Origin of the sequence: Paenarthrobacter sp. Y-19 (genome assembly GCF_029223985.1) — a bacterium.
Lineage (GTDB): Bacteria > Actinomycetota > Actinomycetes > Actinomycetales > Micrococcaceae > Arthrobacter > Arthrobacter nicotinovorans.
In genome coordinates this window covers 2,231,368-2,258,194 of sequence record NZ_CP119414.1, presented here as the reverse complement: position 1 = coordinate 2,258,194, position 26,827 = coordinate 2,231,368, and the positions used below count along the sequence as shown (strand labels likewise).

The window sequence follows — 26,827 nt, the reverse complement described above, 5'->3', positions numbered from 1 at the left end:
ACAGGAGACCTTATGAACGAGCCTGCGAAGGACACCCACCCCGCCGGGCCCGCCTACGTGCCCAGGAAAATCAGCGGACCGGTACTGATGGGAGTGGTCCCCGGCCAGCCGCTGGCTGTGGCACACCGTGCCGCGGAACTTGCCTACAGCCTGGGGGTGAAACTGATCTGCGCCTACGTAGACATCACCTCCTACCTCGCCGAGGAACCCGACGGCCGGGCCGAGGCGCTGCCGATAGACCCTGACGGCATCGATGACGACATCGAAGGCATCAGCGCAGGGATCTCCGAACACCTCGCCGACGCCCTCCAGGATGCAGGCATTGACTGGTCCTTCGTGACCCTGGCCGGGGACCCGGCCAGGGCACTGGGACGCCTCGCTGAATCCACGGACGCGTCTGTCATCGTCGTCGGGACCCGGGAACGGGGGTTCGGCGCCCGCTTCGAGGAAATCCTCGTCGGCTCCGTCGCGGTCCATCTCACGCACCGCCAACACCGGCCCGTCCTTGTCGTCCCCCTCGCCCCACATACCAAGCACCATCCGAAGGACGGCCGCTGATGGAACCGCCCATTCCCGGGTCGGGAGCACCGTCCCGCACCTCCGGGGCAGCCGAAACGACGTCCGGGACGGACGAAGATTTGCTTCCTATCGACAGTGACGCCCCCGAGGTAACCGCGGGGGACATTGATCTTGATGCGGGGACCCTCGGGGAGGTCCGTGCTCACCGCCCGATCCACCTGCACCCGGGATTTGTCCTGGTCGTGATCGCCGGCGGCGTGTTCGGCGCCCTGGCCCGGTACGGGCTCAGTACCGTCCTGCCAGCACCGGGCGGGTGGCCGCTGCCCACCCTGGTGACCAACCTGGCCGGGGCCCTCCTGCTCGGTGGCCTGCTCGAAGCTCTGGTCCGGCGGGGCCCGGACGCCGGCAGGCGCAGGATCATCCGCCTGCTCGCCGGGACCGGGTTCATGGGCGCGTTCACCACCTACAGCACCCTGGCCCTGGAAACGAACACCCTCCTGGACGCCGGCAGGATCACCGACGGCCTGCTCTACCTCGCCACGACCCTGATCGTCGGAGCCGCGGCGACAGTGGCAGGAATCTGGTTGGCCGCAGGCCACCACACCCGGGCAACCACCCGGCAGGAGGGCGGCCGGTGAATCCACTGACCATCATCCTGCTTGGTCTGGCCGGCGGGCTCGGTGCCGGGACCCGCTTCGTCGTGGACGGGCTGGTCCGTTCCAAACTCCGCAGCGCCCTGCCGGTCGGGACCATCGCCATCAACATCACCGGGTCCTTCCTCCTGGGCCTGGTCGCGGGGGCGGTTATCTTCCATGCCGCACCCGTGGAGCTGCAGGCCATTGCCGGGACCGGGTTCCTGGGCGGCTACACCACGTTCAGCACCGCCAGTTTCGAAACCGTCCGGCTCATCCAGTCCGGCCGCACCGGCCTGGCCCTGGCCAACAGCATCGGTACCGCTGTCGCGGCGGTCGGCGCAGCAGCTGCAGGCTTCGCCATGGCCGGCCTGCTGTGAACCTGAACGCCGGAGGGGTATGCGGCCGGACTTCTTTAACCGGAAATCGTGGGAGGGCAAGGTGGGGTTTGATCTCATCGCCCGGCAGGTAAAAGTTCTGGCCGGTGCTGTGATCGCGATGGAGACCAGGCGCCAGATGGGGAGCAAGAAACTCCTGCCGCTCGACTACGGGTTTTTCGTGCCTGCGGCCGTGCCCTCCTGGCTGCGTGCAAACCTGCGGGCGATGACCACGTCAGTGGAGGAGTGGGAGAGGATGGACAGGACGATGACGAGGGCGACGAGGTGGTAGATCTGGTCAGCCAGTGCGATGCCTGATTCGAGGATGATCAGGCCGTAGACGACCGAGGCGAAGCCCTTCGGCCCGAACCACATCGCGGTGACTTGTTCGCCGAGACTGAGTTTGGCGCCGATGAAGGACACCAGCAGTGCAAGGGGCCTGGCGATGAGGAGGGCGAGCAGGGCGAAGATCCACCCGGCGAAGGGTATGTCGCCGAACAGGAAGGCCGGGGTGATGAGGGCGCCGAAGACCATAATGGCGGCCAGTTTGAGCAGCTCGGTGACGAGTTCGCCGAACTGTTCGAAGTCGTGTCTCAGTCCCTTGCCGAGCGTGGCGACGGTGATGCCCGCGGCGAAGGCGCCCAGGAAAAGGTTGGCGTGGGTTGCCTGGCAGATCGCCAGGACGAGGAGTCCGATGGAGACTGCCAGGAGGGGCTGCATTGACCGGATGGCCTGGAGGAAGGGCAGCCGTTCGAGTCCGAGCACGATGACCGGGACGATGACGCCGACGGCGATGCCGAGGACGATCTCGAGCAGGAGTTCCTCTCCGTGTGCGTTGCTGCCACCGGCGGCGGCGAGCAGGATCAGCACGATGGGCAGCGCCAGCCCGTCGTTGACGCCGGATTCGACGTTCAGCAGGTGCCTGAGCCGGGCGGGGACTTCTTCCCTGCCCACGATGGCGGCGGCGAAAACCGGGTCCGTGGGGGCGAGGATGGCGCCGAGGAGGAAGGACTCCAGCCAGGGCAGCCCGACGAGGTAGTGGGCGAACACCGCGGTCAGGGCCAGGGTCAGTGGCAGGCCGAGCAGCAAGGCCCGGCCGGGGAGCCGCCACGCAGTTCGCAGGTCCCGGAACCCGACGCGCATCCCGTCGGTGAAGAGGACCGAGAACAGCGCCAACTCGGCGAGTCCGCTCACGATCGGATCACCGGACGTGACCGTAATGAATCCGAAGGCTCCGGGCCCCAGGAGGAACCCGCCGACGAGGAAGAGCACGGCGGTGGACAGCACGGTCCTGTGGGCCCGTTCGGAGATCAGCACCCCGATGAGCAACAGGACCGCGAAGGACAACAGCAACGCAGTGGCCACGGATCCCTCCTATTGTCGGTTTCATCAACCCTCGCACAGTGCTGTCGATGGAGGCCGCGACGATAAGACAAATCCAGGCCAGGGTGTCTTACTCAGGAAGGCATCCACTGACGCGGAGCACTGTATTGGGTAGGACAAAAGACCTGTCGCATCTGGGCGTGTTGAGCGAGAATTGAGGTGGTGATGGGGCTCGCCGCGAACTGCATCAAGGTGATGCTGATGGCCTCTACGTGATCAATGCTCGATGATTGCGGGAGGTGGAGGCATTGTCCAAGCTTGTGGTCCATGTGTCATCAACGGTCGGCTCAACCATGCATGAGGACACCGGCCCCGCCGGGGTCAACGGCGGACGGACCGATCTGCGCACCGGGTGGCCTGTGGGGTGGGGTCGGGTAGAGAAGACACTGACTCCCGACGGCCGGGAAGCAGAGGCGCTGGTCCTGATGCGCGAGCCGGCCCTTCCCGGGGTCGACGTCACGGCCCGGCCTGTCGCGGTACTGCATCTGGGAGGCGATGAGCCCGGGGACGAGATTCTGTGCGTGGCTGAAGAACAGTGCTTTTCCGCCCTGACCGACAGGAAGGATCTGCCGCACTGGCACGCGGATCCGGATGCCTGGGCATCGGTGCTGGACCGGATGCTGCCCGGTCATGCCCATCAGGTGGTGGGCTGCAGCTCCGCGGTCGAGGCGGACCACCTCGTCGATGAGGTATACCGGGCTTACCTGCGCTCGACCGGTTGCCCGGAGTGAGTGGCCAGGGCAGGCGCTGAGATGACTTCGTCGTTTGAATCCCCGGTCTCCGCGGTGGACCTGACTCGGTTCGGCCGCGCGTTCTGGCTTCCCCCGTTCGGGGAAGGCAATGGCCTGGACGCCCTCTTTTGGGCCTGCCTGGCAGAACTCCCGCGCCGGACGGTCCGCCGCGCCTTGGAGGCCCTCCGCGACGAGGACATCCCCGGCTGGGCGGCGCCCTTGAAAAAACCAAAGGTTCTCCCACGGGTCAAGGACGGCGATGAGCCGTATCAGCTGTGGGTCGCGACCGTGCGATACAACGGCGCCGAAGATGTCCTCATCCGCGTCCTGAATGAAGAGCGCTGATTACCATGCCCTCTCCGGAAACTGCCGCTTCGATGAGGGAAGGAGCCCAGCTCTCAAGCCAAGCACTGCCTTGCTTGGAAACCGTGGAGGTTCCGTTGCACGTCAACGTCGACGTGCGCGGTTTGGGGCAGAGCCCGATGCAGGCCCTGAGGGTGCTGCTGGTCGCCGATGTGCTTCGACGCCTGGCCGAGGAGCTGCACGGTGTGCCCGTCGTGCTGGCCGTCCTGGACGACGGGAAGGGAACGCCAACGAGCCAAGCTTCCTGGACCAAGACATTCCGCATCCAGGAGCCTTCCCTGCGCGGCCGCTCCGAGTCAGAGGTGCTGGCGTTTTTCGGCGGCCCGGCTGCTGCCGCTTTCAAGACTGCAACCCCGGCAGGTGCGATCAGCGCTGTTCCGGGAGCAGGGAAGGTTCTGGAGATCGGGCCGGTGCAGGCTCCTGTTCCCGCCGATGTCCCACCTCTGACATCAGGCCTGCTCGGCAACCATGACCCGCTCGCGCTGCGCCTCTGCCTTCTCCGGTTCCCCTACGCCGGCCCGGCCGTCCTGTCACGGGCCAGGCTGCACCGCGCGGAGGAAACCCTGCAACGGTGGCGGTTCAAGGTCGCCAACTGGAAGGACATGCCGGTCGCTCATGCCGTCCCCGACGTTCTCGCCGCAGCCGACGGTGCTCTCACCACCGCCCTGGACACGGCCTCGGTGCTGACGCTGCTTCACCGGCTCGAAACGGACCAAAGCCAGGCCTCGGGCAGTAAGTTCGCAACCTTTACACGATTGGACCGTGTGCTCGGGCTGGACCTGCTCCGGATGGTCGGCAAGATCCGCTGGTAAACCAAACCCGTTCCGACTCTGCTGATAGGACCGCAACGTGTGTTTCCCGCTCCTCACCAAGTTCACCAGAGCCCGGCTGGACAGCACCTTCAAATGGATCGACGTGTTCGGGGTATCGCTGCTGGCCGGCGTCGGATTCACCGTCTCGCTGCTCGTGGCCGAACTGAGTTTCGGCCACGGAAGCCTGCACGATGACCACGCGAAGGTGGGTATCCTCGCAGCGTCCGTGCTGGCCGCTCTGCTGGCCGTTGCCGTGTTGCGGACCAGAAACCGGCAGTGCCGGCAGGCCCACGAAGCGGAGATGATCGATTCAGACCACGACGGCATCCCCGACGCCTACGAACCCCGGAATTCCTCCTGACCATTTCCATGAGTGCCATCCCGCGGACGATCGTTCAGCGAAGCTGCAAGGAATGTGACAGCCGGGACGGACCGGCCCGGCAGCCACTCCGCCGTTGCCACGACCCTGACGACAAAGCACCTCCCGGTTTCCCGGAAGGTGCCTTGGTCGTGGGTTCCTGAGCGAACCTGTCAGTGGCCTGCGCCGAGTTTGCCTCCGAGGCGTTCGCGCATCAGGACGCTGGCGTCGTTGAGCCCGACGATCTTCACGTCTTTGCCGTGGTGGTGGTACTTCTCGGTGATCGCGTCCAGCGCGGCGATGGTAGAGGCGTCCCAGAGGTGGGAGGCGTGCATATCGATGACCACGTGCTCGGGATCCCGGGCGTATTCGAACTGGGTGTAGAGGTCGTTGGAAGAGGCGAAGAACAGTTCGCCGTCCACGACGTAGGTGGCGGTTTCGTGGCCGCCGATGGTTTTGACGGTGCGTTCGACGGTGACGAAGTGCGCGACGCGGCGCGCGAACATGACCATGGCCACGAGCACGCCGACGCCGACGCCGATGGCCAGGTTGTGGGTGGCGACGGTGACGATGACGGTGGCGAGCATGACGATGGTTTCGCTCTTGGGCATCATCTTCAGGGTTCGGGGGTGGATGCTGTGCCAGTCGAAGGTGGCTACGGAAACGAAGATCATCACGGCCACGAGAGCGGCCATGGGGATGACGGAGACGATGCCGCCCAGGGCTACGACGAGGATGAGCAGGAAGACGCCGGCGAGGAAGGTGGAGATCCTGGTGCGGGCGCCGGAGGCTTTGACGTTGATCATGGTCTGGCCGATCATTGCGCAGCCACCCATGCCGCCGGTGAATCCGGTGACGATGTTCGCCACGCCCTGGCCCCAGGCCTCGCGGGTCTTATGGGAGCGGGTGTCGGTGACGTCGTCGACGAGCTTGGCCGTCATGAGGGACTCGAGCAGGCCGACGAAGGCCATGGCGAGGGCGAACGGGAAGATGATCTGCAGCGTCTCCAGGCTGAAGGGCACGTTCGGGATGAACAGCGTCGGCAGGGAATCGGGCAGGTCGCCCTTGTCACCCACGGTCGGAACTGCGACGGCCGCAAGAACGGTGATCAGGGTCAGGACCACGATGGCTACCAGCGGGGCCGGGACGGCCTTGGTGAGCTTGGGCAGGCCGAAGACAATGACCAGGCCCAGAGCCACGAGGGGGTAGACCAGCCAGGGAACGCCGAGGAGTTCGGGGACCTGGGACATGAAGATCAGGATGGCCAGGGCGTTGACGAAGCCCACCATGACCGAGCGGGGTATGAAGCGCATGAGCTTCGCGACGCCGGAAAGGCCCAGGATGACCTGGAAGATGCCGGCGAGGATGACGGCGGCGACGAAGTAGTCCACGCCGTGGGACTTCACCAGCGGCGCGATCACGAGGGCGATCGCACCGGTGGCCGCGGAGATCATGGCCGGACGTCCGCCCACGAAGGCGATGGTGACGGCCATGGTGAAGGAGGCGAAGAGCCCGATCCGCGGGTCGACGCCGGCGATGATCGAGAACGCGATGGCTTCCGGGATCAGGGCCAGTGCGACGACGAGTCCGGCGAGGACCTCGGTCTTGAGCCGGCGCGGTGACATCAGGGTTCCCCGCACGGATTGCAGCTGTTCAGGTGTGAACGCCGGGGGGTGTTCGGCTTTGGTGACGGCCATTTCTGGCTCCGTTCATGGTCAAGAAGACGCGCGTCTGCGGCTTCGTTTTGCTAATGAATGAGGGGGCGCAGCGCCGCGCCGGGAAGAGGGGGAATTAGGCTTGAAGGTCTCACCCCACTACCCAAACACTACCCTAACGTGATGGTAGAGTTTAAATCCGAACAGGACGGAGGCGCTGATGACGGCTAAGGCCAGCAGCACCAACACCATGCACATCGGTGAACTGGCAGAACGGACAGGCCTGTCCCTGAGGACAATCCGCCACTACGACGATGTGGGGCTTCTCCCTGCAACGGCGCGGACCGAGGGCGGCTTCAGGGTGTTCTCCGAGGATGACTTCGAACGCCTCATGGTCATCAAGCAGATGAAGCCCCTGGGGTTCTCGCTGGAGGAAATGGCCGAAATTCTTGGCCTCCTCGCCGCCCCGGACGACACCGCACCTGATGGATCCAAGAAGCTCGCGGACTTCCTGGAAAGAGCTGTCCACCAGCGGGCCAAAATGGCCCGGAACCTGGCCCAGGCCGATGAGTTCATCCAGAGGCTCGGCGGGTAGCGTCGGCCAAGCGCTGACAGCTGATCTCACCCCGGCATGGAGCGGCGGAGCGGTGGAGGGAAGGCCCGAACTCGGCGAGAATCCCTGACTCTGGTCTTCCTTGCCGGCCCCATCATCGGTGTCCTGGGCGGCATGATCGGTCTGGGCGGTGCCGAGTTCCGTCTGCCTCTGCTCATCGGGGTCTTCGGCTTCGCCGCGTTACAGGCCATCATCATGAACAAGGCCATGAGCCTGGTCGTCGTCATCACAGCCCCGCCTGCCCGCCTCTTCGGCGTCCCCCTTGCAGAGTTATCGCCCTACTGGTTCATCGTCGTGAACCTTTTGGCGGGCAGCCTTATCGGCGCCTGGATTGGAGCCCACTGGGCGACACGGCTCAAGTCCAAAACGCTCTACCGGGTCATCGCGGTCCTGCTCGTCCTGATCGCCGTGCTGCTGTTTGTCACCCATTTCTTCGCTGTGGACCCGCTCAACATTCCCGCCGGTCCACGGACGGTGCTTGGAGTCGTCGCCGGCATCGTCATCGGTGTCGTGGCTGCCGTGATGGGTATCGCCGGCGGGGAGCTGCTTATCCCCACGATCGTCCTGCTCTACGGCACCGACATCAAGATCGCAGGGAGCCTATCCTTGGCGGTGTCGCTTCCCACCATGCCCGTGGCGTTCGCCCGCTTCAGCAGAGACAAAAGCTTCGCCGTTCTCGGACAAAACAAGCCGTTCCTGGTCGCCATGACGCTGGCTCCATCACGGGAACCGTGATCGGCGGGCTCCTGCTGGGCGTTGTTCCCAGCCTGGTCCTCATTCCCCTGCTCGTCCTGCTGCTGCTGCTGTCTTCGATCAAAGTCTGGAACCACAGCTAGCAACCGTTTCAAAGACCCTAAAGAACGTGCCGGCTGGGGCCAAAAATAACCGTCCTGCCGGGGCCAACAAAGGTTGACATAGCGACCCGGTTATTGCCCGGCACAGGCCGGGGTTGGACGCGCCGGGTTGCTGCCCTTTGGTTTATGGCTCACGCCTGGTACCGCGGGCCATCGTGGACTCGGTCATCTTCCCGGGCTGCCGGGAACATGCGGCGTCCGTGGCGGCCCTGGGTGCCTGCACGAGCACGGCCAGCGGGGTTCGGGTCAGGCGCAGCAGCAGCCGCGACACCGGCCGGTGAAGTATCCACTGGAGGACGAGGGCGATGAGCGCTCCTGCGGCAAGACCTGCCATGGTGTCCGTCGGGTAGTGCATGCCCGTATACACGCGGCCGAAAGCCAGGGCCGCGGCCGCAATTACCGCCACGATCCCCAGTCTCCTGCTGACAAAGAACAGTCCTGCCATGAATGCTCCGGCCATGATGCAGTGGTCACTGGGCATCGAGAAGTCCTGGCCACATGGCAGCAACGCCAGGGCCCCGGCAACGGCATGGCACGGCCGGACACGACCGACCACCGGGGAAAGCAGCTGCTGGTTCAGGACCACTGCGGCCACTACGGCCACCCCGGTCAGCAGAGCCGAGGCTGAGCGTGCAGGAGCATCTGGCTGCAGCCGCCCCCTCAGCCAGCCGATGACGAGCAGCACCGACAGCAGCACCAGGCCGCCCCACAGGGCATAGGAGGCCATAAAGCCATGGAGCCACGGCGTCTGCCGGGCCAGCAAGTTTAGGGCCAGGTACCAGTCACGATCCATTAAGTTCTCCTCCCGGGCCGCGGCACGGCCCCATGAGTTGTGTGATGTCTACAATCGGCCTGTTTGGAAGTGGCCCGTGGCGCCCGGCGGCGTTGCTTGACCAGGCGTTGCTGGTAATGGACTCCACCCCGGGGTACGTGTGGGGGCCGGGCGTACAAGGGCGGGCCAAGGGAAATCCTGGGACAGGACGGGGCCTTCGCGCGGGCGGTCCCGGGCGCCGGGCATAGGTCACCTACCTTCGGTCTCAAAGGCAGGAACCATCAGCCATGCGGCGGTTCGAGCTGTCCAGCTCAGGCGGGATCCATCGCCGTGGCAACTTTACCTTGCCTGGCTGGTCTTCGGTTTCCCTGCCGGGGCCGCGGTCAGTGCTTGTGAACCCTGGAGGCGGGGCCAGGGGCTGTCGGCTGCCCCCCTGTCTGTGTTCGGTCCTGCCCCCGGTGCTACCGTATCGTTCCCGGGACAGGTAAAATAGTGTTCAGGCGGTGGATCCCGCCAGGACCGGAAAGGTTACCGGTCCAAACAGCCTCACGGCCTATGGTTCCTGTCCGAAACTGACGGCGGACGGAGCCCTGACATGCCAGTCTTTAACCAGGCATTTCCCACACCCGGAATCCATCATGGTGCCGCATTGGCGCCGGGCTGCCTTGCGGCAACCGCCAGGACCGGTGGTGCGCCATGGCAGTGAGTGTTCTTGGGGCGGTGCCAGCCACAGAAGGTCCTCTGTTCCGGGAGACCCTGAAGGATCTGCAGCTCGATGCCATCATCGGGACGGTGACCTCCGGCCGCGCCGGGTATGACCTCGTCCCCTTCTTCCATGCCCCATGCCAGGACCCGGACACGGTAAGGTTCCGGCACGAGGTGTTCGCTGATCTGGAAAACCCGTCCTGCCTGGCATCGATCGAAGATTTCAGCCGCAGGATGCAAGTGGTCCGCGAGCAGCTGGGCCAGGCGGGGAAGCTCCATTACAAGCTGCAAAAACAGGCCCTGATCCTCGCTGCAGCACAAACGTATTGCTCTGCCGTTGTTGCGCTGTGTGAGGAGCTGACCGCCGCAGGTGTGCGCTCGTCCGGGCTGAGGGCGTTCACGGCGTTCCTGGACACCTACGTTTCGTCCGGTTTCTTTTCCGGGCTCCGAACGGACGCGGACGGAATACGGGCTGATCTTGACGCGGTCTCCTACAAAATTCGTATCGATGGAGGACATGTCAGCGTCAGCCCCTACCGGGGGGAGGTGGACTACACCGCCGAAGTGGAGGCAACGTTCGCCAGGTTCCGGCAAGGGGCAGTGAAGGACTACAGCAGCAAGCTCCCGACCTCGGTCGAGATCGACCATGTCGAAGCGCAGGTGCTTGACCGTGTGGCGGTCCTTTTCGCCGACACCTTCACCCGGCTCAAGGACTTTTGTGCCCGGCACGCATCGTTCCAGAACCCTGTCATTGCCCGGTTCGACCGGGAAATCCAGTTCTACACCTCCTACCTGCGGCACATCCGCCCCCTGAAAGAAGCAGGCCTGCGCTTTTGCTACCCGCAGGTCTCCGCCACCTCCAAGCAGACCAGCGCCGCGGACACGTTCGACCTGGCACTGGCCGTGAAACTCGTCCGCGACAAGGCGCCGGTGGTCACCAATGATCTTGAGCTGACAGGGGCTGAACGGATCCTCATTGTCTCCGGCCCGAACCAGGGCGGGAAGACCACCTTCGCCCGGACCGTCGGCCAGCTGCATTACCTCGCCGCCCTCGGCCTGCCCGTTCCGGGCACCCGGGCCAGGCTGTTCCTTCCGGACGGGATTTACACGCATTTCGAGCGTGAAGAAAACCGGATGGACCTGCGGGGCAAACTCGAAGATGACCTGGTCAGGGTCCAGCGGATCCTCGCCCAGGCGACACCGCGCAGCGTCATCGTTCTCAACGAAATTTTCACCTCCACGACCTTGAACGACGCCATCTACCTGGGCCGGGAAGTGTTGGAACGTGTCGTTGCTTTGGACCTGATCTGCGTATGTGTGACGTTCGTCGAGGAGCTGGCCTCGGTCAGCACCACCACGGTGAGCATGGTCAGCACCGTCATGCCCGAGGATCCCTCGGTCCGGACGTTCAAAATTGTCCGGCGCCGGGCCGACGGCCGCGCCTACGCCAAGGTCCTGGCCCGCAAATACGGCCTGAACTATGACGCGCTCAAGGAACGGATCCACTCATGAAGGCATTCCTGCTCTACCGCGACAGCGACCCCGCACAAGCCGACCTGCCACTGCCACCGAACGCCCCCGAGCTCATCAACGATCTGGCCCTTAACCCGGTTATCGAGGCCATGGCCGACGGCGATGAATTCCTCCGCGACGTTGCCCTGCGGACGGTTATGGCAAGCATGAGCGCGCCCGATGACATTATCTACCGTCAGCAAATCCTCGTGGACTGCCTTGAACACCCCGGCACGGTCCGGAAACTCTACGGGCTGGCCGTGGAAGCGGTCGAGGCCGAAAAGAAGATTTACCGCAGCATTTTCAACAACTACCCCGAGGCCGTGCTGGGCCGGTCCATCGAATCACTGAACGCCCTGATGGCCGTTTTGCGTCACCTGCGCCGGCTGGCCGCCGACGCCCTCCAGGACTTCACGTCTCCCGGCATGCGTCGTTTCTTCACCATGATCACCGATGAACTCAGCGACGAGTATTTCGACGCCGTCGACATCCACCTCAGGCGCCTGAAATTCCGCGGGGGCGTGGAGATCAGTGCAGGTCTCGGAACGGCCAATGAGGGCGCCGGGTACAGGCTGCGCAGATCCGCGGCGATTCCAGGCGGCCGGCTCGAACGGCTCCTGCGCCAGTGGTTCGTCCCGGACCGGTCAGCCCTGTCCTTCCAGATCCCCGACCGCGACGAGGGCGGTTACCGCGCCCTGTCAACGCTGCGGGACCGCGGCCTAAACCTTGCCGCGAACGCCCTGGCCCAGGCCGATGACCACATCGTGGATTTCTTCAAAGCACTGCGGAACGAACTGGGCTTCTATGTCGCCTGCCTGAATCTGCGCGAACGGCTCGAAGCAGCCGGGGCGCCTCTGTGCCTGCCCAAACCAGAAGCGTACGAGGCCGGGACGGGGCCCGTGTGTTCGGCCCGTGAGCTCGGGGACCCCTCCCTGGCCCTGGCCGGGACCACCGTCACCGGCAACGACCTCCCCGCCGACGGGAAAACGATGGTGATCATCACCGGCGCGAACCAGGGCGGAAAATCGACCTTCCTGCGCGCGGTCGGGCTGGCGCAGCTGATGATGCAGGCCGGGATGTTCGTTTGTGCCGACTACTTCAGCTCCACCCCCTGCGACGGCCTGCACACACACTTCAAACGGGAAGAGGACGCCAGCCTCACCAGCGGAAAGCTCGAGGAGGAGCTGGCCCGCATGAACACCATCACCGACAGGCTCACCAGCTCCTCCATCGTCCTGTTCAACGAATCGTTCGCGGCCACCAACGAACGTGAAGGCTCCGACATCGCCCGGGACGTGATCCTTGCCCTGACCGAGCGCGGAGTCCGGGTCTTCTTTGTCACCCACCTGTTCGACCTCGCCCACTCGCTATTCACCCAGGGCCTGCCCGATGCCCTGTTCCTGCAGGCCGAACGGCGTGAAGACGGCCAACGCACCTACAAATTGCAGCAGGGCGAACCAACAGCGACCAGTTACGGCAAGGACCTGTACCTGCGCATCTTCGCCAATCAGCACGGACCCGCAGCCCCCGGCACGGCCGAGGAACGACGGGCTGCCGATCCGCCGCCAATCACGACAGGCACCCAACGGACCCTCTAGAAACCGCCCCGCCGTCCCTGCTGAACATCACGGGAGGAGACCCGGGCCGGCCCCCGGGCCTTGTTGACTCCTTGCCCTGGCGGCCTTGTACTCGTGGAAGTGCCGGACGGAGGATCAATCCGCCGGCGGCCGCCGGACACCGCCGGCGAAGATGAGCACGGCCCACACACCGTACTTGGGATGGAAACTTGCCCTGGCGGCGGTGCCCTCATTCCACAGCCGGTCCGCTTCCCGGAAGGCCGCCCGGCGAGCAGCCGGACCCGTGCCATACGGGATGATCCGCTCGATCGCCACCGGGCGCCGCCGGTTCATCTCACCCTCCGGCTGATCGCTCATCACGTCGGATGGCAGCATGTGCCGGCGGGCTGTGTGCTCATGCCATCAATCCTCTCGCTCTGAAGGCCCTTGAGTTACTCCATCGAGCCGTTTCGCGCACCAAGTCCGAACGTCCAGCCTGGCCCGGAAGGCGTGGTGAGTCTACGCGGGCCACCTTTCCCTGCGACCGGCGCAGGGCCCGCGGCAACGCTGGAAAACATCGCCGTCCCTTGCTTCTGCTGGGGCTAATGTGATTGATTACTGGGGAAACGGTGATGGATCTCGCCGGGACAGGAAATTCTCCCTGTCCGAACCGCCGAGCCGGCTGATAGTTCCTGTCTGGTGATGTATGCCTGGACAGGAGAGCCATGAGAACTTTCGGCCCAAAACCCCCGCCGCAGACGCCCCTTGGCACGGCAGCATCTTCACCTCAGAACCCTGACGGAATCCACCCAGGAACATGCCGGGGACGGCGGACGGAACACCATGACTGATTTCAATTCCCTCTACAGCTGCGGGGACTACCAGCACGGCCTCGTGACCGGTGTGATCGACATCCCCATGGGGTCGAGCCACAAAATCGAATGGGACAGAACAACCGGAGCATTCCGTCTGGACCGGGTGGACCCCATGATTTTTGCCAAGCCTGTGAACTACGGCTTCATCCCGCAAACGCTGGACGAAGACGGTGACGAACTGGACATCCTCTGCGTGACCCGCGAGCCGCTGCCCACCGGACTGGTCATCTCCGGCCGCATCCTGGGTTTACTGGACTTTCGCGACGGGGACGACCCCGACTACAAAATCGTCATTGTCCCCGCCGATGACAGGGACGCCGGGGACAGAATCCGGTCCCTCGAAGACCTGGGCACTCGGTGGCAGGAACAGATCCGGCACCACTTCGACCACTACAAAGACCTCCACCAAGGATCACCAACGCAGGTTTTGGGCTGGGGTTCGATCCAGGATGCCATCACGATCGTCGACGCCTGCAGCAAACGCTGGCAGGAACACCAGACACCAGGATCGGGCTAAGGCGCAGAACCCCGACATCCCCTTCGCCACGACCAGAGGAGACCCATGGAACATTCCACCGCGCCGGCCATCGCAGCTCCGGTAATGATGCTGGTCGTGGGTGCCGGTGCGCTGGCCGGGTCACTGATCAGGACACTGCTTCAACGCCTGCTCGGCGATACCCGGACCAGGAAAATCTGGGCAGCTGAAACCGGGACCGCCCTGGTGCTGGGCCTCATCACCGGAGCCATCGTTGCAGCAGCCGGCCCAGGACCACTTTCCGCCCTTGGCCTGGGCGCAGCATCAGGACTGTGCACCTATGCCGGAACCTGCTTCGCGCTCTCCGTCCAGGCAGAGGGACACGGAGGCTTCACCGTCCCGGCCACCCACCTAGCCGTCGCGCTGCTGGCTTCCATAGTCGGCACGGCCGCAGCGGTCACCTCCTCAGCCTTCATCTCGTGACCGAAAAATTAATGACGGAGGTGCCCGGACGCCATTGCAGCCACAGGAGAATCATGAAGACACTGAGCCAGCCCGACGAGCGTTGGCGGCGCCATGGCTGAGAGCACCCCCCAAACCGGCGGGACGGACCCGGAACAGATCAGCAACCGGGCCGGTGATCCTGTGCAGGAACCGGATACGGACCGCACCTGGCTGAACAAAGGCATCATCGGCGTCGGAAGTGCATCGTTTTTCAGCGACTCCGGCCACGAACTGGTCACCTCGCTGCTCCCTTCGTTCCTGACCTCAACCCTGCACGCGGGTCCGGCCGCGCTGGGAGCCATCGAGGGAGTCTCGGACGCGCTGGTCGGGCTGAGCAAACTGGCCGGCGGCCCCTTATCCAACGAGCCCTCACGCCGCGCGAAGATCGCCTCCGGCGGTTACCTCCTCACCGCCGTAGCAACCGCCCTGATCGGCATCTGCACCATGGTGTGGCAAGTGGGCATCCTGCGCGGCATAGCCTGGGCTTCCCGCGGCGTCCGTTCCCCGGCCCGGGACACCCTTCTCGTCTCCATCACCCCGCGCGCAGCATACGGACGGGCCGCCGGTCTCGAACGGGCCGGCGACAACGCCGGCGCGATCGCCGGCCCCCTGCTCGCCGGAACCCTCGTAGGACTCATAGGTATCCGCGAAGCGATCCTGCTGTCCTTCATCCCCAGCATCTTCGCCGCCGTCGCGATCACCATAGCAGCCCGGCACGCCAGGAACATCCTCTCCACACCAACCGGGCGGCAGAAACTCAGCTTCAACCTCGGCGAACTGCGCCGCAGCGGCGTGGCCAAGGCACTAATACCGGTATCGTTCTTCGAACTGGGGAACCTGGCCACCACACTGCTGATCCTTCGCGCCACGGAACTGCTCACCACCGAAGGGCGCGAACCCGCAGCGGCAGCATCCCTCGCGATCTTCTTCTACGCCGCCCACAACGGCGCCGCGACCATCGCGTCCCTCGCTGGCGGTCACCTTGCCGACCACGCCGGCCCCCGGCCCGTCTTCGCCGCCGGCGGCACCGCCTACCTCGGCGCTTACCTGCTGTTCGGTTTCGGGCCACCCGGCTGGGCGCCAGTCCTGGCAGGATTCCTGCTCGCCGGAATCGGCATCGGCTTTGCCGAGACAGCAGAAGCAACAACCGTCGCGCTGTCCCTGCCGGACCGCCTGCGAGGTAACGGCTACGGGATTCTCGGCTTGATCCAATCCGCCGGAGACCTCGGTGCCACCGTCACAGCAGGGATCCTCTGGGCAGCCTTCTCCCCAACAGTCGCGTTCACCTATGCCGCCGCTTGGATGCTCGCCTCAGTCATCTCCTCATCAGCTCTGCACACCCGCCCCGCAAATGACTAAGTCAGGCTGGGTTAAACAGTCAGCTCCACGCGGCGCACCACTCGGATCGACCATGCTCCGGATTTCTCACTTACTGAGCAGGTCGTCCTCGCCGTGCGATGGCATGCAAGTAGAACGCCGGCACCTGAGCCCATCCGGGCCACAGCGTCCTGCCCAGCCGGCCAACCTCTTCAGGCCCTTCCGGCAGGCCCTTGAACAACTGCTCATTCACTTTCTGCATGCCACGCTTGCTGGTCCACCCATGGGTATGCTGAAAGGCGTCGATGACGTCCTGGTACACCAAGGTAAGTGACGCCCAAAGCAACCTGATCATCGTGGTCGGCCCGCTGGCGTTACAGCCAGGCGGAGCCCGGCCGGGGGCATCCTGACGGTCTCAGATCGAGAGTCGTCAAAGCCGAGTGACACCAAGGAGAAGCATCCATGAACAAGAACGAGCTGGCCCAGTTGGGCCTCGACACGGATGGCCTTACGCCGGACGCCGACTACGTCCCGAACCCCTTCACCGCCGATGACGGTGTGCACGTCGATCTCGTGTGCCGCGCGTACCTGCAGCTCGAGCAGATCAACGCGCTGGGCGGTATCAGCCTGCTCGGCGGCTCGCGCGAGCGGCTGGAGGACATTTATGGCGGACTTGAGGACGGCATGGACCTGATGACGGCGGTGGCGCGCTTCGGCGACGATGAGCAGCAGCAGCGCGCCCAGCAGCTCATCGCGGCAGGGAAGATCAGCGGCTCCTGACAGGCCTCAACGGAACCCCGACAGCCCAGGCTGTCGGGGTTCTTTCTTTTCGTTATGCAGACCGAGCTGGCGCGAACCCCTGGGTTTGCCGGTGCCCGGCGTACACCGCGCGGACATCAACTGAACCAGGCGAGCGCCGATCAGCGGGCTCACGCTGGTGGTCGACTCTCTGATACGTGTCTCGCTCGTCTCGTCTGAGACGTGATTCCTAGTGCACTCGATGATGAACCATCATGCAGTGATCACACTATCTGGTGACGGGTTGTGCTAGAACTGCATTAGGTCACCTGTAACATGTTAATGCCCTCTTCGCCGGGTCTATGTCCTTAACCATGCATGCGTGAAGGCGCGAGCGGTGGCTGAATTGCAGTCAAAACGTGCTCGTGACTTTCATCGCGGATGCAGCGCCTGCACGAGCCCGGCCGAGCTGCTGCCCTCGCCTGGGCGGCGGTCTCCGGCAAGACGGTCAGATCTAGTGAGATGGGTCCTGATCAGTCACGGAGGGGTTCATTGGTCATATGAGGCAACGTTCTCGGACCCACCCCTATTGCTAACAGTGTCTGGTCTTCAGATGGTACTGAACTCCATCAGCCCTGGGCCTCGGCACATTCTTTCGCACGCCTGCATCGACCCCGCCAGGACGACCGGGCCAACGGTAAGAAGGATGGTAGGCATGAGTTAGCAGCTTGCGCCACGGGTGCCAGGGGTAAGGCGGAAGTGGTCCATGGGTGGGCTGTGCGCTCCAAAGGGGAGAACGTCTTCGCCCCCATGTGTCAGATTGCATTCCAGGACCCACTCGTGTCCTTGTCAGGAAGGAAAGAAGAGGACTCTATTGTGACAGGACCCGGATGGGGCGCTGACGTCACGTTGGGTGTACCAATCTGATAGTGGTTGAACTGCCATCCATTCGGGGCTTCGAGACCGGTCCTGCTAGGTCCGCTGCCTCAAGTGAGGCGTGGGCCGCTCCGGAAGCCCTCCGAGCTGCGCCCGGGGCTACCCCAGGACCTCCAACTCCTGGAGCTTTCCAAGCGCCACGCCCGCCATAAATTGTGTCTGGTCGACGAGGACACTGTCGTCAAACACTGCCCTGGGCGAGTGCATGGGGGCCCACTCCATGGGGTCGATATCTGGAGACCCAGCTCCGAGGTGCCCGTACGCTCCTGGGACCTCCACGAGGACACGGGAGAAATCGTCAGAGCCGGTCCTGGGGGACGGGCTGGGCACGAACCGGTGCTCTCCGAAGAACGTCCGTGCGGTCCTGCCCCAGAGTTCGGCGTCACTTTCGTGATTGACGGTGGCCGGCATAACCGGAGTGAACGTTGCCTCGGCTGTCAGTTGATGAGCAGTCGCCAGTTGCCGGATGAGATCCGGCAACTCCTGTGCGAGCCGCGCTTCGACACCGGGGCTGAAAGACCTGACGCTGGCCCTGAATTCCGCCGAATCAGGTATGACATTAGAGGCGGAACCGCCATGGAATTGGCCCACGGACAGTACCACGGGATCAAAAACGTTGAATCGCCGGGTGATGTACGTTTGGAGCGCGCCAAGCATTTCAGCAGCTACCTGTATGGGATCCAGAGCTTGGAAGGGGCGTGAACCGTGCCCGCCACGCCCGATAACCTTGACGGACAGATCTCCGAAGGCAGCCATGTAGGAGCCGGCACGGGTCGTGAACACGCCTGACGGGATGTCCGAAACGACATGCAAGGCGTAGGCAGCATCCGGTCGCCTGCCGGCTGCGTTAAGAACGCCTTCCTCCAGCATGATGCGGGCCCCCTCATGTCCTTCCTCCCCCGGTTGGAACATGAAGATGACGTCACCGGTCAGGCTGTCACGTACGGACGAAAGCAACCGGGCGGCACCAATCAGGCCCGCTGTATGCAGGTCATGACCGCAGGCATGCATCGCTCCATTAGTCGAGGCAAAGGGTATTCCCGTCTTTTCTGCCACAGGAAGGGCATCCATGTCACCTCTGAGCAGTACAGTGGGACGGCTCCCGACGGGGGCCTGGGTGGCCCCGCCGCGTAGTACCGCAACCACGGACGAGGCTGCTTTTCCCAGGCTTATTTCGAGGTCGAGTCCCTTGAGTGCCTCAAGGACCCGGGCCTGGGTGCGGGGCAGATACAGGCCGACTTCAGGATCGGCGTGCATTTCCCTACGGAAATCGACCAGGTCGCTTCCATAGGCCGGGATCGCCGCTGTGGCGTCCTCAAGGAAACTCAGCGGTGAAAACCGCACCGTATCTGTCGTTGAAGTATCTGTCATTGAAGGACTTTCTCGTCTCATGTTGCCAGGCTCTGGCCTGCTGCTTTCCCGAGAGGACGCGGACCCCCGTCTTAGCCACGCGTCACGTTCCCGGACTGTTTGTCGCAGGCCCCCACGGGGCCTGGCCTACGCTTGTTGGGGTCGGATATGGCGCCTAGAGCGGGGAATCCGTCCTGTCCACGCCAACCACGCGGTCGCCGGTGAAGAAGCGGACGCCATACTGCGGACCGTGGCCACCGATACCGCTGGTGCCCCAAAAGCTCTGGCGTGAACTGCCGGCGAGGTCGCTCATGAATGTGCCGTTGATGCGGACTTCACCGGCACGAATACGGGATCCCACTTCGATGGCCCTTGCTTCATTGGCACCGAATACGTAGGCATCCAGGCCGGTTGCGGGGCCGTTCGCATGGGCAAGTGCCTCCTCGACCGAATGCACCGGATGTACCGTTACCAGCGGCCCGAAAAGCTCTTCCGTGGCGGCCTCGGCGGCACATCCGACGATCATCCCCGGTGCCATGAACCAGCCGTCAAGACCCGGCAGCTCGCCGCCAGTGACGAGCTTTCCCCCCAGCTCGAGGAGCCGATTCACTGAGGCTTTCAAGCCATCACGCTGCCGCTGGAATGCCAGGGGACCCACTTGCGTCGACTCATCCAAGGCGTTTCCGACCCGAAGCTTACTGAGTTCAAACTTCATAGCTTCAACGAAACGGTCGTGAATCGACTCGTCAACCAGTACTTTGCCTGGCGCCTCACACCACTGGCCGTTGAGACGCGTCATGCCCTGCACAATGGACCGCGCCGCCGAGCTGACGTCGGCGTCATTCAGAATGATCACGGGATTGTTGGATCCGAGCTCCATCTGCATGACCGCCAGGTTGGACGCGGCAGCCTGCGCAACCGTCCGGCCTGCGGAATCGCCACCCGTAAATGAAAGAGCCTCGATCCTGGGGTCCGATGTCAGCAGTGCTCCTGTCTCCGAATTCCCATGAATCAGCTGAAACGCGGCGCCCGGGTATCCCAGTTCGGTCATGGCAGACACGATCGCCTCAGCGAAGAGCTGGCAACCGCTGGGGGCGTTCTCGGAGGGTTTGAGGATGACGGGGCAACCGGCCGCCATGGCTGCCGCCACCTTGCCGACCACGGTGAACGTTGGGGCATTCCAGGGGCCGACGATGAGGGCTGGGCCGAGGGGCTTGCGCAGGATGACCACAGACCTGGCATGGTCAAGGGTCTCCGATTCACCAAGCTGTTCCGCTTCAGCAATAGTTCCGCGGACTCTGTCACCCAGTGCACCGGCAATCAGGCGGGTGGTGCGGATAGGAACCCCGGTGTTGATGCTGTCCTGGAGGGCGACTTCTTCGCTCTTCGCATCGAGGGACGCGGCTACCTTCGTCAAGAGCTCAAGGCGGTCCGGGAGTTTGATGTCTTCAAGTTTCCCGGACCTGTGAAGGGTCGCTGCTGCCGCGAGTGCCCGCTCGACATCATCCTTTGCGGTCTTGCGCATCGGCTGCCGGGGTTCGCCAGTATTTGGGTTGGTAAGGTAGCGGCCGTTTTCCTCGAGCTGCAGCCATGTGCCATTGACAAAGGAGCGTTGCTCGACGAGGTCGGGGGCAATATCAGTCAGTTGGGCTAGTCCTTCAGTCATTTAAGGGTTGCTCCTCTGGTTTCGTTTGTGGGTTTTGTCGTCCATAACCAGTGACGGCAGGGGCTGGCCCCCGATGTTTGCTGTTCATGTTCGGAAGGCTGTGCAGCGGCCTAACGTTCGTTCCGGCCCGGCTGTGGCGCAAAGCAAGATCGCGATCACCGGTAACCAGGCCGACGCCGCAACGATCTACGCAGTTATCTGGATCACGATTGCCTGTTGGTCATGTTCAGCACGACGCGGATCGTCGACGCATCCGCCATCGCTTCGAATCCCTCGTTGATGCGGTCGAAGGGCAGCTCTTTGGTAACCATTCCATCGAGATCCAGCCGATTGTTCAGGTAGTGGTCGGTGAACATGTCGACATCGCTGAGGAACCTGTTCGCACCCATGTACGCGCCTTGGAGGTGTCGGTCGCCGTAGATGAGTGCATCTGCGGGGATACGCAGTTCGGACCCGGTGGGCATGAGACCGAGTATGCTGGCGGTTCCGTTCGGGCTCAGGAGCGAAAAGGCGAGTTCCGCTGTCTCACTGCGGCCGACCGCCTCGATTGCATGGCTAACACCCTGGGGAAGAAGTGACCGGACCTGGATGAGTGTTTCTGTCGGGTCAGGTGATGAGAGAACTGTGTCCGTGGCACCGAAGTTGCGGGCGAGCTCCAGCTTCGCGGGCACGGCGTCAATGGCAATGATCCGTCGAGCCCCAGCCAGCCTTGCACCCTGGATGGCGGCTATTCCGACGCCGCCGCAGCCGATTACGGCGACAGTATCCTCTGGCCCTACTTTTGCGCCGTGAATGACCGCGCCGACTCCTGTACTGATGCAGCAACCGAGAAGACATGCCACCTGGGGAGGCAGGTCAGAGCCGACCACTGCAACGGATGCCTCTTTCACCAGGAAGGCCTCCGCAAATGCGCCGATACCGCCGAGCGACTCGACGCTTGATCCATCATGTGAGATGAGTCTGGGCCGCTGCCGCTCACGCATCGAGTCGACCCGTTCGCACTGGGTCGGGCGCCCGCTGATGCAGTTGCGGCAAGCGCCACAGGACGGGGTTACGGTTGTTACGACGCGGTCTCCAGTCTTAATTCTTGTGACGCCGGAGCCGACGCGCTCGACAATGCCTACGACTTCATGTCCGAGGACCGCCGGCAGGGAGATATCCAGGGCCCCCTTCAGGTAGTGCAGATCGCTGTGGCAAAGGCCAACTCGCTCCGTCCGGATGAGGACCTCATGGTCCTCCGGATCATCCAGCAGCAGCTCGCGGATCTGGAGAGGTGTTCCGGGCTTTTCCAGTACGGCGGCAAGAATGGGTGTAGGCACTTGGCTTCCTTGAGGGTTTAGGCATTTGCAGATGGATCGCTTCGACCATCTTCGGCCCTGGCAGAGTTTCAAAAGTGTGTGGAGGGAACAGCCTTTACGGCCACTATGTGCAAGGTGACCAGCGTCGGCACATGGTGGAATGACAGGGATTAAAGTCAGCTTCCGCTTCCAACTCGGGATCCGCTCCGGCTGTCATCCACAGCGGCCCACCGCTCAACATGGTGTTCCATGGCGCGAAGGGCTTCCTCCAGCTTCGCCAGCAGTACCCGGGTCTCCTCTTCGCTGATCACCAAGGGCGGGGACAGGATCACCGCGTTGTTCAGCGGAGCAATGCCTGCCGGATAGACAATAAGCCCCTGGGCGAGGCATTCCTGCACGAAGGTGTTGGCCGCTCCGAGCGCAGGATCGGGCGCCTGCTTGCTTTCCTGGTCCGTAACGAACTCGAAGCCCCACAGCAGGCCCCGGCCACGGACATCGGCCATGCAGTGGTACCTGGCTGCCAGGGAGAGCAGTCCTTCTTTGAGCTGCTTCCCCCGCTGCCGGACGTTTGCAAGGACGTTCCGGCGTTCCATGAAGTCCAGGACCGCCAGGCAGGTGGCTGCCCCCAGGGGATTCCCCGAAAAGGTGTGCCCGAACGGAGCGACACCGCTGCCTTCCCTGAGCGCCTCGACAACATGGCCTCGGAGCAGGACGCCGGCAACAGGGGAATAACCGGCACTTAATCCTTTACCGATGAGAAGAAGGTCCGGGACGACGTTCTCGTAGGAACTCGCAAACCAATCTCCCGTCCGCCCGACGCCCGTGATGACCTCATCAATGATCAGCAGCACATTCAACCGGTCACAGATTTCGCGCAACCGGGAGAGGTAGCTAGCCGGAGGCGTCAGGACCCCGCCGGCGGCTCCAACGATCGGTTCCACGATCACTGCTGCGACCGTGCCAGGGTCCTCGTTCCGAATGGCATCTTCGAAGGCTTGCGCAGCCCGCAGCGCGTATGCTTCTTCGTTCTCGCCCGGCTGCGCGAAGCGATACGCGTAGGCCGGCGGGGCGAAGGAGAACGCATGCAACAACGGCCCGTAGTCGGGGCGGCGTGCTGCATGTCCCGACATTGACAGGGCTCCCATGGTCATGCCGTGATAGCTGATGTTCCGGCCGAGAACTTTGACTTTGCCCGGGAGCCCCCTTTCGCGCCAGTAGCTGACTGCTGTCCGGATGGCGAACTCGGACGCCTCTGATCCGCTGTTGACGAAGAATGCCCAGTCAAGGTCTCCCGGTGCCAGATCGGTGAGCCGCCTTGCCAAGGCCTCGGCGGGCACATTCGTGAACTGGGTTCGGTAAGTAAAGGCCACCCGGCATGACTGCGCCTTCATCGCCTCTGCAACTTCTTCTACGCCATGGCCGATGTTTGCAGTCATGGCCCCGCTGCACCCGTCCAGGTACTGCAGACCGGCTGAGTCATACAAGTAGACCCCCCGGCCATGGGTGACCACCGGGTATGTCTTATCAATGGTCTGCTTCAACGGCAAAGTCATAGGGTCGTTGCAACGCTCTGATTGATGGAGCGTTTTATGGTCAAGTTGTTCCCCAAGGCTGCGCGTACTGAGTTTCTTGATTTGGTGTGTGCGGGGATGCCTGTTCGTACTGCTGCCCGGCGTGTCGGGGCGGTGCACGCTACCGGGCACAATTGGTGGGTTCAGTCTGGCCTAATGATGACCGTGAACCGGGGTGCTACCGGAGGTCTTGCCGATCCTGCTCCTTCAGTCGGGGGCCCTGGCCGTGCGTTGGGTCTGGAAGAGCGAGGCATGATCCAGATGGGTGTGCGGATGGGCCTCAGTTACGCGAAGATCGGCGCATTGATCGGGCGGGATAAGTCCGTAGTTTGGCGGGAGGTCAAACGCCACACGAGCGCGGACGGGAAGTACTACGCCTCGGTCGCTCACGCCAAAGCGCATCAGGACAGGCGCCGTCCCAAACCCTTCAGGCTGGCCAAGGACGAGGGTTTGTGCCGGCTGATCGGCGTCTGGATGGATGACGGGTGGAGTCCGAAGCTGATCTCCTCGATGTTGGCGTATTACTTCGGTGACGATCAGACTATGCAGGTGAGCCACGAGACGATCTACCAGGCCCTTTACGTCCAAACCCGCGGGAACCTGCGGGCGGACCTGGCCGAAAAGCTCAGCCTGAAACGCAAACAACGCATCCCCCACGGCACTGACCGGCGCGCCAACAGCCCCTATAAAGAGGCCTTCAAGATCAGCCAACGTCCCGCCGAGGTCCAGGACCGGGCAGTGCCCGGGCATTGGGAAGGTGACCTCATCATCGGCGCCAACGGGACAGCGATCGGAACCTTGGTGGAACGCTCAACCCGGTTCACGATCCTGCTGCACCTGCCAGGGGACCACACCGCGGAAACCGTTGCCGCCGCGATGATCCGGGAGATGGCCTCCTCCCGGATCACCTGCGCCGGTCGATCACCTGGGACCGCGGCACCGAACTGGCCGACTACGCAAAAATCCAGACCGCTCTCGATACGACGATGTACTTCTGCGACCCGCACTCGCCCTGGCAGCGCGGCACCAACGAAAACACCAACCGGCTCCTGCGGTTCTGGTTCGAGAAAGGCACTGACCTTTCAGTGCACACCCCCGAGGACATCCGCCTGGTCGCAGCGAAACTCAACCGCCGCCCCAGACCAACACTGAACCTCGAGACCCCAGCCAACCGGCTAAACCAGCTGCTACAAGCGGCCTAACCCCCAGCGTTGCTCCCACCAATTGACTTTGCCAACAGAGCGCTCTCAGAAATGGAATACTCCTTTACTGTCCTGGCGAGCCTTCTGAGGCGTTTGTACCAGGGCTGATAGATGGTCGCTTGCCTCAGTGGAGGTCCGGCGGTGTTGCACAGGCCTCAGAAGATGCAGGCCGGGCCATCGAGTTGACCCCGTCAGGTATGACCAGAAGTGGGGTGATCAGAGATCAACGGGTTCGGCACTGCTGTGGTGACGTCGTTCTGGAGGTCACCACAGCAGTGCCTCGGGCCCGGCACGAGTCCGGAATCCCGGGGGGGTTAGCTCTTGTTTTCCGCCGTAGCGCAGTTCTCGCTTTTGGCCGGTTCGTGCTCCTGGCTTGATACCGGGGGCAGAAGCGCGGCGTATGCTTCGGGCCGTTTTGAGCGCATCACCAGTGCGGTCACCAAACCGCCGACAAACAGGGCTCCCATGACCGTTAGCAGGATGCCTGCAGCCAGGTCACCGCCGACAAGAAGCCCAAAGTTCTGCACGACCAGGAAGACAATCGCGCCGAGACCGATCACAGCAAGAGCGGGAGCAAACAGCGTGGCCCACAGCTTTCCTGTTGCCTTTCTCCGGAAGAACACGAGCACCGAGAATGACGTGAGGGCCATCAGAACCACCACGCCGAGTGTTGCTGATCCCGAAAACCAGGTGTACGCCTGCGTCACCGGGTCTAGCCCGAGGAGCGCCTCGACCCCAAGCAGGGCAATTGCCACGACCGACACAGTCAACGAGGCCCTGGAAGGAGCCCGGTGTCGGGGATGGACCGTGCCAAGCCCGGAGGGGAGCACGCCCTGCGTTCCGAGGGTGAACAGGTAGCGCGTCAGCACGTTCTGGAACGTGAGAATGCAGGCGAAGAGGCTGCTGATCAGGAAGACTTGAAGGAGAGTTGCCAGGACAGGGGAGACGTACTTCGCGGCCAAACCGACCACGATGCTGGTGGGATCATTCGTAGCCACTTCAACGATGTTGCTGTCACCGATACCGGCCTGCATGGCCCATGCGGTGAACGTGTAGAAGATGCCGACAGCGAGGACGGCGATGTACGTTGCGCGCGGTATTGTGCGGTCGGGGTCACGCGCTTCGTTGCGGAAAACAGCGGTGGCCTCAAAACCAATGAATGAGAAGAAGGCAAACATGACGCCCAGCGGCGGGACACCTTCACCCAGACGGGCGGGGGACAGTGAGTCACCGCTCAAACCTTCCGCACCGCCGTGGACAACCACCCCGATGTTTACTGCCAACAGAACGACCGTTTCAATGACCAGGACCACACCCAGCACCTTGGCGGAGAGCTCGACGTCCCGGTACGCAAGAGCACCGCAGATCGCCATCAGCACCAGACTGCACAGCCACCAAGGCAGATCCGGGCCGCCCAGATCGTGAACAGTGGTCTGGGCCGCTGATCCCAAGTATGAACACAGCGCAAGAAACAGGAGCAGGTAAGTACCCAGTGCAAAGGTGGAAGCCCCTAGCCCCATGCCCCGGCCGAGGCCAGTCTGTATGTAGGAGTAAAAGGCCCCCGCATTTTTCACGAACGGCGTCATACGCGTGAAGCCAATCGCGAACAGAAACAGGATCGCCGTGGCGATGAGGAAGAACAGTGGACCGCCCGTGCTTTCCGAGGCAGATACCACCACAGGCCAGCCGGCCACGACAGCTGTCATCGGTGCGGCACCAGCCACAACCATGAACACGATTGATCCGACACCTAGCCCGCGGCCGAGTAACTTGTCGGGGGTCAGGAGTCCGTTGGGTCCGGCATCCACCGGCTCAAATTGAACATTATTAGTTGCCATTCGTCCCTCCCGGACGTTTGAAGCCTAGTCATTTCACGATGCTTTCGACAGGGCGAAAATGAGTAGCACCGCTGAAATCCAACTGCAGTCGTGGCCCCCTTGCCACGGCTGCTGTGAACTGGGTTACAGCCTAAAGTCGCTCCTTACACGCTGCTGTGTCAGCTCTGCACACTATCCCCACCGCTCATGGTCGCAATGCACAGTTTTGGCGCATG

The 26,827-nt window shown here is 63.3% G+C and carries 23 protein-coding genes, 2 pseudogenes and 3 riboswitches; of the genes and pseudogenes, 16 read left to right on the top strand and 9 right to left on the bottom strand.

Features of this window, described 5'->3' with window-relative positions; all coding sequences use genetic code 11:
* Positions 1-12: 12 nt before the first annotated feature.
* From PYR64_RS10595 to PYR64_RS10585, 3 genes are read left to right on the top strand one after another with little or no spacing between them, the layout of a single operon-like run.
* Complete coding sequence (locus PYR64_RS10595; RefSeq protein ID WP_069694959.1) at positions 13-558, top strand: universal stress protein; 546 nt, start codon at positions 13-15, stop codon at positions 556-558.
* Entirely contained in the window at positions 558-1,157 is a 600-nt protein-coding gene (locus tag PYR64_RS10590) for a CrcB family protein (protein ID WP_139126755.1), read from the top strand. Before PYR64_RS10595 ends, PYR64_RS10590 begins: the two co-directional genes overlap by 1 nt.
* 5 nt (positions 1,158-1,162) lie before the next feature.
* Positions 1,163-1,531, top strand: coding sequence for a CrcB family protein (locus tag PYR64_RS10585; RefSeq protein WP_069695219.1), 369 nt, complete (start codon positions 1,163-1,165; stop codon positions 1,529-1,531).
* Positions 1,532-1,696: 165 nt separating this feature from the next.
* Here the strand turns inward: PYR64_RS10585 and PYR64_RS10580 are convergent, their stop codons facing one another.
* On the bottom strand, positions 1,697-2,893 hold the full coding sequence (locus PYR64_RS10580; protein WP_083261875.1) for a cation:proton antiporter: 1,197 nt from the start codon (positions 2,891-2,893) through the stop codon (positions 1,697-1,699).
* Between the two features lie 170 nt (positions 2,894-3,063).
* A riboswitch (Fluoride riboswitch) is annotated at positions 3,064-3,129 on the top strand.
* Positions 3,130-3,159: 30 nt separating this feature from the next.
* Between PYR64_RS10580 and PYR64_RS10575 the strand changes: the two genes are divergently transcribed.
* The 4 genes and pseudogenes from PYR64_RS10575 to PYR64_RS10560 form a co-directional block, all read left to right on the top strand.
* Complete coding sequence (locus tag PYR64_RS10575; protein WP_139126754.1) at positions 3,160-3,642, top strand: inorganic diphosphatase; 483 nt, start codon at positions 3,160-3,162, stop codon at positions 3,640-3,642.
* A gap of 21 nt (positions 3,643-3,663) precedes the next feature.
* The gene (locus PYR64_RS10570; RefSeq protein ID WP_139126753.1) at positions 3,664-3,987 is read left to right on the top strand and encodes a hypothetical protein; all 324 of its coding nucleotides are present in this window, start codon (positions 3,664-3,666) and stop codon (positions 3,985-3,987) included.
* Between the two features lie 5 nt (positions 3,988-3,992).
* Positions 3,993-4,817 (top strand): hypothetical protein, encoded by an 825-nt coding sequence (locus tag PYR64_RS10565; RefSeq protein WP_069694957.1) that lies wholly within the window; start codon positions 3,993-3,995, stop codon positions 4,815-4,817.
* 52 nt (positions 4,818-4,869) lie between these two features.
* Positions 4,870-5,178, top strand: a pseudogene (locus PYR64_RS10560) (Na+/H+ antiporter NhaA); the annotation flags it as partial.
* A 170-nt stretch (positions 5,179-5,348) separates the two neighbouring features.
* Here the strand turns inward: PYR64_RS10560 and PYR64_RS10555 are convergent.
* Positions 5,349-6,872, bottom strand: coding sequence for a SulP family inorganic anion transporter (locus PYR64_RS10555; RefSeq protein ID WP_069694955.1), 1,524 nt, complete (start codon positions 6,870-6,872; stop codon positions 5,349-5,351).
* Between the two features lie 178 nt (positions 6,873-7,050).
* Here PYR64_RS10555 and PYR64_RS10550 point away from each other — a divergent pair, with 178 nt between their 5' ends.
* Both PYR64_RS10550 and PYR64_RS10545 read left to right on the top strand, forming a co-directional pair.
* The gene (locus PYR64_RS10550) at positions 7,051-7,425 is read left to right on the top strand and encodes a MerR family transcriptional regulator (protein ID WP_069694954.1); all 375 of its coding nucleotides are present in this window, start codon (positions 7,051-7,053) and stop codon (positions 7,423-7,425) included.
* A gap of 36 nt (positions 7,426-7,461) precedes the next feature.
* Positions 7,462-8,178, top strand: a complete 717-nt coding sequence (locus tag PYR64_RS10545) for a sulfite exporter TauE/SafE family protein (protein WP_206599676.1) — start codon at positions 7,462-7,464, stop codon at positions 8,176-8,178.
* Positions 8,179-8,421: 243 nt separating this feature from the next.
* Here the strand turns inward: PYR64_RS10545 and PYR64_RS10540 are convergent, their stop codons facing one another.
* Positions 8,422-9,090: a phosphatase PAP2 family protein gene (locus PYR64_RS10540; RefSeq protein ID WP_069694953.1), complete on the bottom strand. Its 669-nt coding sequence runs from the start codon at positions 9,088-9,090 to the stop codon at positions 8,422-8,424.
* A 244-nt stretch (positions 9,091-9,334) separates the two neighbouring features.
* Positions 9,335-9,408: riboswitch (Fluoride riboswitch) on the bottom strand.
* A 381-nt stretch (positions 9,409-9,789) separates the two neighbouring features.
* Here PYR64_RS10540 and PYR64_RS10535 point away from each other — a divergent pair.
* A complete protein-coding gene (locus PYR64_RS10535; RefSeq protein ID WP_275779815.1) occupies positions 9,790-11,286 on the top strand; it encodes a hypothetical protein in 1,497 nt (498 codons plus the stop codon).
* Positions 11,283-12,884, top strand: coding sequence for a hypothetical protein (locus PYR64_RS10530; RefSeq protein ID WP_069694951.1), 1,602 nt, complete (start codon positions 11,283-11,285; stop codon positions 12,882-12,884). The genes PYR64_RS10535 and PYR64_RS10530 overlap by 4 nt, the downstream gene beginning before the upstream one ends.
* A gap of 114 nt (positions 12,885-12,998) precedes the next feature.
* Here PYR64_RS10530 and PYR64_RS10525 read toward each other — a convergent pair whose 3' ends face one another.
* Positions 12,999-13,238 carry a hypothetical protein gene (locus tag PYR64_RS10525; RefSeq protein ID WP_069694950.1) on the bottom strand — a complete coding sequence of 80 codons (240 nt, stop codon included), beginning with the start codon at positions 13,236-13,238 and terminating at the stop codon, positions 12,999-13,001.
* Between the two features lie 223 nt (positions 13,239-13,461).
* Positions 13,462-13,544, top strand: a riboswitch (Fluoride riboswitch).
* A gap of 141 nt (positions 13,545-13,685) precedes the next feature.
* Here PYR64_RS10525 and PYR64_RS10520 point away from each other — a divergent pair.
* The 4 genes from PYR64_RS10520 to PYR64_RS10505 all read left to right on the top strand — a co-directional run bounded on the left by PYR64_RS10520 (position 13,686) and on the right by PYR64_RS10505 (position 16,793).
* Positions 13,686-14,234, top strand: a complete 549-nt coding sequence (locus PYR64_RS10520; protein ID WP_069694949.1) for an inorganic diphosphatase — start codon at positions 13,686-13,688, stop codon at positions 14,232-14,234.
* Positions 14,235-14,279: 45 nt separating this feature from the next.
* Positions 14,280-14,675: a hypothetical protein gene (locus PYR64_RS10515; protein ID WP_069694948.1), complete on the top strand. Its 396-nt coding sequence runs from the start codon at positions 14,280-14,282 to the stop codon at positions 14,673-14,675.
* A 93-nt stretch (positions 14,676-14,768) separates the two neighbouring features.
* Entirely contained in the window at positions 14,769-16,055 is a 1,287-nt protein-coding gene (locus PYR64_RS10510) for an MFS transporter (protein ID WP_083261873.1), read from the top strand.
* Between the two features lie 420 nt (positions 16,056-16,475).
* Positions 16,476-16,793 (top strand): hypothetical protein, encoded by a 318-nt coding sequence (locus PYR64_RS10505; RefSeq protein WP_275779811.1) that lies wholly within the window; start codon positions 16,476-16,478, stop codon positions 16,791-16,793.
* Between the two features lie 993 nt (positions 16,794-17,786).
* On the opposite strand, the gene PYR64_RS10500 is transcribed toward PYR64_RS10505, so the two are convergent.
* From PYR64_RS10500 to PYR64_RS10485, 4 genes are all read right to left on the bottom strand, one after another.
* Positions 17,787-19,058, bottom strand: coding sequence for a M20 family metallopeptidase (locus tag PYR64_RS10500; protein WP_133830840.1), 1,272 nt, complete (start codon positions 19,056-19,058; stop codon positions 17,787-17,789).
* A 154-nt stretch (positions 19,059-19,212) separates the two neighbouring features.
* Positions 19,213-20,703, bottom strand: coding sequence for an aldehyde dehydrogenase family protein (locus PYR64_RS10495; protein WP_207604505.1), 1,491 nt, complete (start codon positions 20,701-20,703; stop codon positions 19,213-19,215).
* 203 nt (positions 20,704-20,906) lie between these two features.
* On the bottom strand, positions 20,907-22,022 hold the full coding sequence (locus tag PYR64_RS10490; RefSeq protein WP_166651676.1) for a Zn-dependent alcohol dehydrogenase: 1,116 nt from the start codon (positions 22,020-22,022) through the stop codon (positions 20,907-20,909).
* Positions 22,023-22,177: 155 nt separating this feature from the next.
* A complete protein-coding gene (locus PYR64_RS10485; protein ID WP_275779805.1) occupies positions 22,178-23,554 on the bottom strand; it encodes an aminotransferase class III-fold pyridoxal phosphate-dependent enzyme in 1,377 nt (458 codons plus the stop codon).
* Between the two features lie 24 nt (positions 23,555-23,578).
* Between PYR64_RS10485 and PYR64_RS10480 the strand changes: the two are divergent.
* Positions 23,579-24,774, top strand: a pseudogene (locus PYR64_RS10480) (IS30 family transposase).
* A gap of 314 nt (positions 24,775-25,088) precedes the next feature.
* Here the strand turns inward: PYR64_RS10480 and PYR64_RS10475 are convergent.
* Positions 25,089-26,612 (bottom strand): APC family permease, encoded by a 1,524-nt coding sequence (locus PYR64_RS10475; RefSeq protein ID WP_133830838.1) that lies wholly within the window; start codon positions 26,610-26,612, stop codon positions 25,089-25,091.
* Positions 26,613-26,827 lie beyond the last annotated feature (215 nt).